The organism is Pseudomonas sp. 18.1.10 (assembly GCF_024655625.1).
Taxonomy (GTDB): domain Bacteria; phylum Pseudomonadota; class Gammaproteobacteria; order Pseudomonadales; family Pseudomonadaceae; genus Aquipseudomonas.
Genome location: NZ_JANLGL010000186.1, coordinates 1 through 10,571 on the forward strand (window position 1 = coordinate 1; position 10,571 = coordinate 10,571).

The 10,571-nt window shown below is 64.3% G+C and carries 12 protein-coding genes; 10 read left to right on the forward strand and 2 right to left on the reverse strand.

Annotation, left to right across the window (positions count from 1 at the left end):
- Positions 1-199 precede the first annotated feature (199 nt).
- Together NUV89_RS23440 and NUV89_RS23445 are read left to right on the forward strand one after the other, a co-directional pair.
- A complete protein-coding gene (locus tag NUV89_RS23440) occupies positions 200-1,075 on the forward strand; it encodes an alpha/beta fold hydrolase (RefSeq protein WP_257783195.1) in 876 nt (291 codons plus the stop codon).
- Positions 1,076-1,114: 39 nt separating this feature from the next.
- Complete coding sequence (locus NUV89_RS23445; RefSeq protein WP_257783196.1) at positions 1,115-2,029, forward strand: LysR substrate-binding domain-containing protein; 915 nt, start codon at positions 1,115-1,117, stop codon at positions 2,027-2,029.
- A gap of 48 nt (positions 2,030-2,077) precedes the next feature.
- Here NUV89_RS23445 and leuD read toward each other — a convergent pair whose 3' ends face one another.
- Complete coding sequence (gene leuD, locus NUV89_RS23450) at positions 2,078-2,692, reverse strand: 3-isopropylmalate dehydratase small subunit (RefSeq protein WP_257783197.1); 615 nt, start codon at positions 2,690-2,692, stop codon at positions 2,078-2,080.
- On the reverse strand, positions 2,689-4,107 hold the full coding sequence (leuC, locus tag NUV89_RS23455; protein ID WP_257783198.1) for a 3-isopropylmalate dehydratase large subunit: 1,419 nt from the start codon (positions 4,105-4,107) through the stop codon (positions 2,689-2,691). The genes leuD and leuC overlap by 4 nt, the downstream gene beginning before the upstream one ends.
- A gap of 253 nt (positions 4,108-4,360) precedes the next feature.
- Here leuC and NUV89_RS23460 point away from each other — a divergent pair, with 253 nt between their 5' ends.
- The 8 genes from NUV89_RS23460 to NUV89_RS23495 are packed head-to-tail and all read left to right on the forward strand — an operon-like array spanning position 4,361 to position 10,508.
- The gene (locus tag NUV89_RS23460; RefSeq protein ID WP_257783199.1) at positions 4,361-5,563 is read left to right on the forward strand and encodes a PepSY domain-containing protein; all 1,203 of its coding nucleotides are present in this window, start codon (positions 4,361-4,363) and stop codon (positions 5,561-5,563) included.
- Complete coding sequence (locus NUV89_RS23465) at positions 5,560-6,096, forward strand: hypothetical protein (RefSeq protein ID WP_017734826.1); 537 nt, start codon at positions 5,560-5,562, stop codon at positions 6,094-6,096. The genes NUV89_RS23460 and NUV89_RS23465 overlap by 4 nt, the downstream gene beginning before the upstream one ends.
- A complete protein-coding gene (locus NUV89_RS23470; RefSeq protein WP_017734825.1) occupies positions 6,093-6,413 on the forward strand; it encodes a hypothetical protein in 321 nt (106 codons plus the stop codon). Before NUV89_RS23465 ends, NUV89_RS23470 begins: the two co-directional genes overlap by 4 nt.
- Positions 6,410-6,970, forward strand: coding sequence for a DUF6162 family protein (locus NUV89_RS23475; RefSeq protein ID WP_017734824.1), 561 nt, complete (start codon positions 6,410-6,412; stop codon positions 6,968-6,970). The genes NUV89_RS23470 and NUV89_RS23475 overlap by 4 nt, the downstream gene beginning before the upstream one ends.
- Positions 6,971-6,989: 19 nt before the next feature.
- The gene (locus NUV89_RS23480) at positions 6,990-7,910 is read left to right on the forward strand and encodes a metal ABC transporter substrate-binding protein (RefSeq protein ID WP_124525250.1); all 921 of its coding nucleotides are present in this window, start codon (positions 6,990-6,992) and stop codon (positions 7,908-7,910) included.
- Entirely contained in the window at positions 7,907-8,653 is a 747-nt protein-coding gene (locus NUV89_RS23485; RefSeq protein ID WP_257783200.1) for a metal ABC transporter ATP-binding protein, read from the forward strand. Before NUV89_RS23480 ends, NUV89_RS23485 begins: the two co-directional genes overlap by 4 nt.
- Positions 8,650-9,549 (forward strand): metal ABC transporter permease, encoded by a 900-nt coding sequence (locus NUV89_RS23490; protein WP_257783201.1) that lies wholly within the window; start codon positions 8,650-8,652, stop codon positions 9,547-9,549. Before NUV89_RS23485 ends, NUV89_RS23490 begins: the two co-directional genes overlap by 4 nt.
- Positions 9,549-10,508 (forward strand): metal ABC transporter solute-binding protein, Zn/Mn family, encoded by a 960-nt coding sequence (locus NUV89_RS23495; RefSeq protein ID WP_257783202.1) that lies wholly within the window; start codon positions 9,549-9,551, stop codon positions 10,506-10,508. The genes NUV89_RS23490 and NUV89_RS23495 overlap by 1 nt, the downstream gene beginning before the upstream one ends.
- Positions 10,509-10,571: the final 63 nt, after the last annotated feature.

Sequence of the window (10,571 nt, forward strand, 5' to 3'; positions counted from 1 at the left end):
GGATCAGTTGAATGACCTGTGACTGACACACCGCCTTCGCGAGCAAGCCCGCTCCCACACAAGCCTGTTCCCATGCCGGATCTTCATAGACTGAAAGATCTTTCCTACACACTTCATGAACGCCCCCTCCACGCTTTGCCCCTTGCCTCCTACACCCACTGATTCCACGATGCAGACCATTCTCACAAGGGGTCATTCCATGTTCGCCGGCTTCCAGAAAGACCGCTGCCACGTCAACGGCGTCGACATCAGCTACCGCAAAGGCGGCACAGGCCCCGGCCTGCTCCTGCTGCACGGGCATCCGCAAACCCACGTGATCTGGCACAAAGTCGCCGAGCAGTTGGCCCGACACTTCACCGTGGTCGCCGCCGACCTGCGCGGTTACGGCGACAGCAGCAAGCCGCCGGCCGACGATCACCACGCCAACTACTCGAAACGGGAAATGGCCCGGGACAGCGTCGAACTGATGCGCGCCCTCGGCTTCAACACGTTCTCGGTACTGGCCCACGACCGTGGCGCCCGCGTCGCCCATCGCCTGGCCCTGGACCACCCAGGCACCGTGCAACGCCTGGTGCTGCTGGATATCGCACCAACGCTGGCAATGTACGCGCAAACCAACCAAGCCTTTGCCCGGGCCTACTGGCACTGGTTCTTCCTGATCCGCCCGGCGCCGTTGCCGGAAGCCTTGATCGAGAGCAACCCCGAGCTGTACCTGCGCAGTGTGATGGGCAGCCGCAGTGCCGGGCTCAAGCCGTTCACCGACGAGGCTTTTGCCGAATACCTGCGCTGCATCCAGCTGCCGGGCGCCGCCACCGGCATCTGCGAGGACTACCGCGCATCGGCGGGCATTGACCTTGAGCACGACCAGGCCGATATCGACGCGGGCAATCACCTCGACCTGCCATTGCTGGTGCTGTGGGGCGCCGAAGGCACGGTCGGGCGCTGTTTCGAGCCGCTCAAGGAATGGCAGCAAGTCGCCACCAACGTACGCGGCAAAGCCCTGCCCGCCGGCCACTACCTCGCCGAGGAAGCCCCCGAGTTGTTGTTGGGCGAAGTCCTGGCCTTCCTGCGCTGAGTGCTATTCTGGCGGCTCATGCCGCCACGTCTGCTTGTGATGACTAATAAGAAAGATACCGTGCCCCTGCCCGAAGACCTGCGGGTGTTCCTCACTGTGATCCGCAAGGCCGGCTTCGCGGCCGCCGCCGATGAGCTGGGGCTGTCGCCGGCGTATGTGAGCAAGCGCATCCAGATCCTCGAAACCACCCTGGCCACCCGCCTGTTGCACCGCACCAGCCGGCGCATCGCCGTGACCGAAGACGGCGAACGGGTACAGCGTTGGGCCGTGCGCATCCTCGAAGACTTCCAGCAACTGTCCGATGAACTGTCCGACGCCCACGACAGCCCGCGCGGGCGCCTGCACCTGTGCAGCAGTTTCGGCTTTGGCCGCAACCATGTGGCCCCCGCCGTGTCCTTGCTGGCGCAACAGTACCCGGAGCTGGAAATCCGCCTGGACCTGTTCGACCGCGTGGTGGATATCGTCAACGAAGGGTTCGACCTGGAGATCCGCGTTGGCGATGACATCCCCGGCCAGCATATCGGCCGGCGCCTGGTGAGCAATCGACGGGTGCTGTGCGCCGCGCCCTCGTATTTAGAGCGCCGAGGCACACCACAACAGTTGGGTGACCTGGAGCAACACGACTGCCTGGTAATCAAGGAACGCGACAACGCGTTTGGCATCTGGAACCTGGCGTGCGACGGCGCGCCAGCGAGCGTGCGCGTGCGTGGGCCGTTGTCATCGAACAATGGCGAGATCGTGTTGCAGTGGGCCCTGGATGGGCGCGGCGTGTTGCTGCGCTCGCTGTGGGATGTGCAGCCGTTGCTGGAGCAAGGCACGCTGGTGCAGGTGCTGCACGACTATTCCCAGAGTGCCAACGTGTGGGCGGTGTACCCGACACGGTTGGCTCACTCCGGGAAGTTGCGGGCGTGTGTGGAGTTTTTGCAGGAGCACTTCAAACAGCTCTCACTCTAACCCGGCCCCCAGCTTGGAATGGGTTCAAATTGTGGGAGCTGAGGTGTGTCAGTTGAGCCAGGGGTTGGCTTGCAGGTGTCGGCGCTCGAAGGCCTTGATTTCCTCACTACGCTGCAAGGTGCTGCCAATCGCATCCAGCCCCAGCGACAACGCAGTCTTGCGCAAAGCATCAATCTGAAACGGGATCACCTGGCCATCGACCAGACGAATTTCCTGGGCTTCAAGATCCACGCTGATCTGCGCCCGATCCGCCCGACTGACCGTCTGCCCCAGTCCCTGCAACACCGCCTCATCCAAGCTAATCAACAACACCCCATTCCGTTGGCAGTTGTCATAAAAAATCCCGGCAAAACTGCTGCCGATCAGCGCCCGAATCCCCATCTGCTGCAACCCCCACACCGCATGCTCGCGGCTGGAACCACAACCGAAATTCGGCCCCACCACCATAAAGTTCGCCCCCTGCCAGCCCGGTTGGTTCAGCACAAAATCAGGGTTCAGCTCGCCGCTGGCCAAGAAGCGCAAATCGAAGAACAACCCCCGATCCAACCCGCTACGGTCGATGCCCTTGAGAAACTGCTTCGGCATGATTACGTCGGTGTCGATATTCGCCGCCAGCATCGGCGCGGCCTTGCCGGTGACGTGGGTAAAGGGTTGCAGGCTCATGGGCGGTCTCCAAAGTGGCGGATATCGGTGAGGCGGCCGGTGATGGCGGCCGCGGCGACCATCGCCGGGCTCATCAGGTGGGTACGGGCGCCGGCGCCCTGGCGGCCTTCGAAGTTGCGGTTGGTGCTGGAAGCGCAACGGTCGCCGGGGGCCAGCACGTCGTCGTTCATCGCCAGGCACATCGAGCAGCCCGACTGGCGCCATTCAAAGCCGGCGTCGATAAAGATCGCCGCCAGCCCTTCGGCCTCGGCCTGGTTGCGCACTTCGGTGGAGCCGGGCACGATCATCGCCCGCACATGCGTGGCCACGTGTTTGCCGCGCACCACACGGGCGGCGTCGCGCAGGTCCTCGATGCGTGCGTTGGTGCAGGAGCCGATAAACGCATGGCTGATGACGATGTCACTGAGCGGCATGCCGGCCTCCAGGCCCATGTAGTCGAGGGCGCGGCGCATGTCCTGGCGCAGGATCAGGTCGCTGACCGCCAGCGGGTCCGGCACGCGGGCGCCGATGGGCGCGGCCTGGTCGGGGCTGGTGCCCCAGGTGACCATGGGTTGCAGGGTGGTGGCGTCGAGGTGCACTTCGCGGTCGAACACCGCGTCGGCGTCCGAATGCAGTTGGCGCCAGGCCACCAGCGCCTGCGCCCACAATTCGCCCCGGGGCGCACGCGGCTTGCCCTTGAGGTAGGCGAAGACCTTTTCATCCGGCGCCATAAAGGCACCGCGCGCACCAGCCTCCACCGCCATGTTGCAAATGGTCATGCGCGCCTCGACGCTCAGCGCATCGATGGTCGAGCCACGGAATTCGATGGCGTAGTCGGTGGCACCCGAGGCGCCGATCTGGCGGATCAGCGCCATGATCACATCCTTGGACGTCAGGCCCGGCGCCAGCGCGCCGTCTACGCTGACGCGCATGCTTTTGAGGCGCTTGTAGACCAGCGTCTGCGAGGCCAGCAGGTGCTCGATTTCCGACGTGCCGATGCCAAAACCGAAGGCCCCGAGGGCGCCGTAGGTGGTGGTGTGGCTGTCACCGGCAGCGATCACCATGCCCGGCAGGATAAAGCCCTGCTCCGGGGCGATCACATGTTCGATGCCTTGGCGCTTGTCGAGGATGTCCAGCAGTTCAATGCCAAAGTCCCGGCAATTCTCCGCCAGGTATGACACCTGCCGTGCACCGCCAGCGTCGGGCATCGCCGCAATGCGTGTAGGCGTCGTAGGGTTTACATGGTCAACCACCGCCAGCGCCGTGCCGGGGCGCCACACCTTGCGCCCGGCTTCACGCAGGCCACTGAACGCCTGGGGGCTGGTGTATTCGTTGATTACCTGGCGGTCTATATAAAGCAGCACATGGCCCTGGTCATCCAGGGCGCACACGGTGTGGGCGTCGATATGTTTGTCGTAGAGGGTTCTGGCAGTCATTTGTCTTCGGGCTCACGCAACGGTATGCGCCCATCCTACGTAGCCCGGCGCCCCTATCAACGGCACCTGGGTGAAGGCTGGGAACATGTTTCGTGTTCGATCGGGCGCCACGGAAACATTTACTTTCATTTCCGGGTTAGGGATTTCCGATTCTCATCCGTCTTAACTTAGATACAGCCCGTCGCGTCAGCAAAAGCTACGACCGGCCTTTCCCGGGCCTCCATCGCCCCCTCCGCTCAAGACCCGCATCCCCATGTCGAAGAAGTCACGTTCAAAACTCTGGTTTCTCGTACATAGCTGGCTGGCATTGCCCATCTGGTTTTTTGTACTGATCGTCTGCGTCACCGGCACCTTGGCGGTGGTCAGCCAGGAGATCGTCTGGCTGGCCAACCCGGACATCCGCGCAAGCAAGCCGTCGGATGATGCCGAACCGCTGAGCTATGACCAGGTGATCGCCGCCATCAAGCGCGATGAGCCTGCGGTGTTCGTGCAGTCGATCAGCCGCCCTGACGAATCCCATTTCGCCCTCAGCGTCGACCTCAGCTACCCCGACGGGCGCTCGGTCGAGGTGTACGTCAACCCGTACACCGGGGCCATCCAAGGCATCAGCCCGTCGTTCAACTTCCAGGCCTTTACCCGCGCCCTGCATGGTTGGTGGCTGGTGCCGTTCACCAATGGCTACAGCTGGGGCTGGTACCTAGTGTCGGCGCTGGGCATTCCGCTGCTGGCGTCGCTGGTGACCGGGCTGGTGGTGTACAAGAAATTCTGGAAAGGCTTCCTGCGCCCCACCCTGCGGGTACGCCACGGTGCGCGGATCTTCTGGGGCGACTTCCACCGCCTCAGCGGTATCTGGTCGATCTGGTTCATCCTGGTGATCGCCGTCACCGGCATCTGGTTCCTGATCCGCGCGATCCTGGGGGACAACCAGATTTCCATCTCCACCGAGCCGGTGATCCCGGTGATCGCCCGGGAAAAGGTACCGATGTCCGAACCCGGCGTGCCGGCGCCGATGATTCCGGTGGACGAGGCGATCAAGATCGCCACCCAGCGCATCCCGGGGCTAGAGGCGAGTTTCGTCAGCCTGCCGCTCAATGCCTACAGCCACCTGCAGATTGGCGGCCGCGGCTGGTACCCGCTGATGTACCAGACCGCACAGATCAACCCCTATGACGGTGAAGTCGCCGCCGCGCACCTGCTCTCCGACCGCTCCAAACTGGAGTTCGTCACCGAGTCCATGCGCCCGCTGCACACCGGCGACTTTGGCGGCCTGTGGATCAAGCTGATCTGGGCCTTCTTCGGCCTCATCATGAGCATGATGGTGCTGAGCGGCCTGCTGATCTGGACCAAGCGCACCGCCCTGGCCACCCTCAATGCCCTCAAGCGCGAAGCCAAGACCCAACGCGCGCCGGCGGCCATCCCGGCCATGCAGGCTGAAACCTCGGAGGCCAACTCATGAGCAAGGTCGTTGCTGCACCACCTTCGCCACTGCGGGCCTTTTGGTTGAAATGGCGTTTTCACATCAATGTCCTGCTGTTGCTGGTGCCCCTGGGTTTCATGCCCAAGTACTTTGCCGACGCCGCGTTGTTCCGGGGCGACACCGGCATCGGCGAACGGGTGGCCGGTGACGTGCAGGTCGGCCCCTGGAGCCTGACCCTCGCCGAGTTTCGCAACGAAGCCCCGCGCCCCGACCCGGCCGGCCCGATGAAATTCTTCAACGCCGCCCTGTGCGACACCTGTGCCGAGCAGGTCAAGGCCACCTACCTGCGCATCGGCAAGCCCCGCAGTCTGCGGGCCGCCGGGGTGATCTTCTTTGGTACGCCGTACCGCATGGGCGCCGCCCTGCCGATACCGGAACGCACCCCGGCCGACGCCGAAGTGTGGGTCACCATGGAAGGCTGGGACGGCAGCATGCACCAGGGTTCCATCCCGCTGAGCCAGGCCTCGCCTGCCACTATTGCCTGGCTGAACAAGCAAGGAGTTAAACCATGACGTTGATGCGCACCTGTGCGGCCCTGTTGATCGGTGCCGGTTTCAGTACCCTGGCCCTGGCCCACAACCCGATGTGCGAATGCAAGGAAATCCCCGGCGAGCAGATCCAGTGCACCGGCGGTTTTTCCGACGGCAGCGGCGCCCCCGGCGTGACCCTGGATGTAATCGGCTACGACGAAACCATCCTGGTACCCGGCAAGCTCGGCCAGGACTCGACCCTGACCTTCAAGAAGCCGTCCGCCGAGTTCTATGTGCTGTTTGATGCAGGCCCTGGCCACGTGGTGGAAATCGACCAAGCGGATATCCAGCCGCAATGACTACCACACAGGTTGTCCGCCCCGCCGGTGCCGGCCACGAAACCCTCTACGTCCTGCTGCTGTGCCTGATTATCCTGGCCGTGGCCGGTTCGGTCATCGCGCTGCATGGCGAAACCCAGGAAGTCGCCGCCGTGCCCAGCCATCAGCTGGATGCGCGCCGCGACCTGAGCGCCGCCGAGCAAGGGATCTACGCCGACCTGCGGGTGACCCTGGATGAAATCCAGCTGTTGCAGCAGGAGCAAAGCAGCCTGCCGACACCGGCGCAACTGGCCGAAGAAGGCTTCGCGCCCTTCGCCCAGGACGCCAGTTCGGTCAGCCGTGGCGACCATCGCTGGCAGGTGCTGGAGCCTTCGTCCTACCTGGGTTTGAGCCAGGTGCCGAGCACCGCCGGCTCGCTGCTGATGCGCGTGCACGGTGCCGAGCCGGACGTGTGGCTCAACCGCAGCGCCAACCTCAGCGCCCCCGCCGACCTCACTGACCAGGCGCTGATCGCAGCCGGCTGGCAACAAGTGGTCACGCAATTCGATGCCGGCGTGACGCGCCAGCACCGCCACTGAACGAGAAGACCGATTGCCCATGTCTATTTCATCTCCCCTGTTGCGTCTGTTGCTGGTCGGCCTGTGCAGCCTGATGCTCGCCCCGCTGGCCAATGCCGAGGCGGCTAAACGCTTGCGTATCGGCATCACCTTGCATCCGTACTACAGCTACGTGAGCAATATCGTCGGCGACAAGGCCGAGGTGGTGCCGTTGATTCCCGCCGGTTTCAACCCCCATGCCTACGAGCCGCGCGCCGATGACATCAAGCGCATCGGCAGCCTCGACGTGATCGTGCTCAATGGCGTCGGCCACGACGATTTCGCCGACCGCATGATCGCCACCAGCGAGCGCCCGGACATCCCGGTGATCGAAGCCAACGCCAACGTGCCGCTGCTCGCCGCCACCGGCAACGCGGCGCGCGGCGCGGGCAAGGTGGTCAACCCGCACACCTTCCTGTCCATCAGCGCGTCGATTGCCCAGGTCAACAACATCGCCCGCGAACTGGGCAAGCTCGACCCGGACAACGCCAAGACCTACACCCAGAACGCCCGCGCCTACGGCAAACGCCTGCGCCAGATGCGCGCCGACGCCCTGGCCAAGCTCACCAGCGCGCCCAACCCGGACCTGCGCGTGGCCACCGTACACGCGGCCTACGACTACCTGCTGCGCGAGTTCGGCCTGGAAGTCACCGCCGTGGTCGAACCAGCCCACGGCATCGAGCCGAGCCCGAGCCAGTTGAAAAAGACCATCGATGAGCTGCGCGCCCTCGACGTGAAGGTGATCTTCTCGGAGATGGATTTCCCGTCCACCTACGTCGAGACCATCCAGCGTGAATCCGGGGTCAAGCTGTACCCGCTGTCGCATATTTCCTACGGCGAATACACGCCCGAGAAGTACGAAGTGGAAATGACCGGCAATCTCAACACCGTGGTGCGGGCGATCCAGGAGTCGGGGGCATGACGGCGGCCGAACAACTGAAAGTGGCCAGCGTCGGCCCGACGCTCGAGTTCGACACGGTCTCGCTGACCCTCGGCCGCACGGTGATTCTCGATGGCGTGAGTTTCCAGGTGCAACCGGGCAGCATCCACGCGCTGGTCGGCCCCAACGGCGGCGGCAAAAGCTCGCTGATAAAGACGCTGCTGGGGCAAACGCCGCACCAGGGCCAGTTGCGCCTGCACTGGCCGGACAGCGTGGGCACGGTGGGTTATGTGCCCCAAGCCTTGGAGTTCGACCGCGGCTTGCCGATGACGGTGGATGATTTCATGGCTGCCATGTGCCAGCGCCGCCCGGCGTTTCTGGGTCTGTCCAAACAGTACGCCGGCGCAATTGGCGATGCGCTGGAACGCGTCGGCATGCAGGACAAGCGCAAGCGCCGCATGGGTGCGCTGTCCGGTGGTGAACGCCAGCGCGTACTGCTGGCCCAGGGCCTGATCCCGGCCCCGCAATTGCTGGTGCTGGACGAACCGATGTCCGCCCTCGACGAAGCCGGCATCCAGGTGTTCGAGCGCCTGCTCAATGACTGGCGCCTGGCCGGCATCACCGTGCTGTGGATCGAACACGACCTCGAAGCCGTGGGCCGCCTGGCCGACCGTGTCACCGGCCTGAACCGCCGCGTGCTATTCGACGCCACGCCAGAAGAGGCGCTGACCCCGGATCGCCTGCTGACCCTGTTCTCCACCCACCCTCGGAGCCCGGCGCAATGAGTTATGAAGCCTTTCGCTTGATGGTCCAGGGCTGGGCCTCTTCCGGGTACCTGCCGGAAGCGCTGGCCTATGGTTTTGTGGTCAACGCCCTGCTCGCCGGTTTGCTGATCGGCCCGGTATTGGGCGGCCTGGGCACGCTGGTGGTGGTCAAGCGCTTTGCGTTTTTCTCCGAAGCGGTCGGCCACGCCGCGCTGACCGGCGTGGCCGTGGGCATTTTGCTCGGCGAACCCTACACCGGGCCGTACGGCGCGCTGTTTGGCTACTGCCTGCTGTTCGGCATCCTGCTCAACTACCTGCGCAATCGCACTGGCCTGGCGCCGGACACCTTGATCGGCGTGTTCCTCTCGGTGTCCCTGGCATTGGGCGCGAGCCTGCTGCTGATCCTCGCGGGCAAGATCAACGTGCACATCCTCGAAAACGTGCTGTTTGGCTCGGTGTTGACGGTCAACGGCAACGACCTGCTGGTGCTGGCGATTGTCGGCGCACTGGTGATGGCCCTGGCGTTGCCACTGTACAACCGCATCATGCTCGCCAGCTTCAACCCGCAACTGGCGGCCGTGCGTGGCGTGGCGGTGAAGACCCTGGATTATCTGTTCGTGATCCTGGTGACATTAATCACCGTGGCAGCGGTCAAGGTGATCGGCGCGATCCTCGTCGGCGCACTGCTGGTGATCCCGGCCGCAGCGGCACGTCTGTTGAGCCAGTCGCTCAAGGGGTTCTTCTGGATTTCGGTCGCGATCGCCACCGTCAGCACCCTGTGCGGCATCCTGCTGCCGATCATCTTCGACCTGCCGATCCCGTCCGGTGCCGCGATCATCCTGATGGCCGGTATCGCCTTCGCCCTCGCCGCCATCGCGCGCGGCATCGTGCCCAGCCTCAAAGGGAATCTTGGATAATGCGCCCTGTCTTTCGCCCACTGGCCTTGGCCATCGCTTGCTGGATCAGTACCCCGGCGTTGGCCGTGGATGGTTTTGCGGCCAATGATTTCAAAACCAACCATGGCCTCGGCCATGCGGCGCTGAGCAAGGCCAAGTCGATCAAGCCGGTCAAAGTACTGGCCTCGTTGCCGATCACCTATGGCTTGGCCGAGGTGTTGCTCAAAGGCACCGACGTGCAACTCGAACGCGCCGCACCGGCGAACCTGCCCGGCTCGCGGCAGGTGTCCTACTTCACCGGCCGTGGCGCCCCGGCGCTGGGCAAACTGGCCGAAGACGCCGACGCCGCCATTGGCTTGCGCTCGCTGTGGGCGGATGACCCGCTGTACCCGGTGGCGCGGCGCAGCAACATCCGCATCGTCGAAATCGACGCCGCCCGCCCGGTGGACGGCGGCCTGCCGGGCATCGCCGTGCAGCCCGGCGTGGCCGATGGCTTGAACAGCCAACCCTGGCAATCAAGCAACAACCTGGGGCGCATGGCCGACGTGCTGGCCGCCGACCTCAGCCGCCTGGCGCCCGGCGCCAAACCGCAGATCGACGCCAACCTCGCCGCCCTCAAGCAACGCCTGCTCAAGCTCAGCGCCAGCAGCGAAGCGCGGCTGGCCAAGGCCGACAACCTCAGCGTGGTCAGCCTGAGCGATCACTTTGCGTACCTGGTCAGCAGCTTGAACCTGGAAGTCGTCAGCACCGACGCGCGGCCGGACGCCGAGTGGACGCCCGACGCCTTGCAGAAGCTCAGTGCCGAGTTGAAGGATAACGACGTGGCTGTAGTGCTGCACCATCGTCAGCCAAGTGAAGCGGTCAAGGCGGCGGTGGCGGCTGGCGGTTCGCAACTGCTGGTCTTGAATGTGGATGGCGCAGACCCGGTGGCAGAGCTGGAAACCAATGTGGATCAGGTGCTCAAGGCACTCACACCCTAAACCCCACCGTGGCGAGGGAGCTTGCTCCCGCTGGGCTGCGTAGCGGCCCCAAAAGCTTGGGAG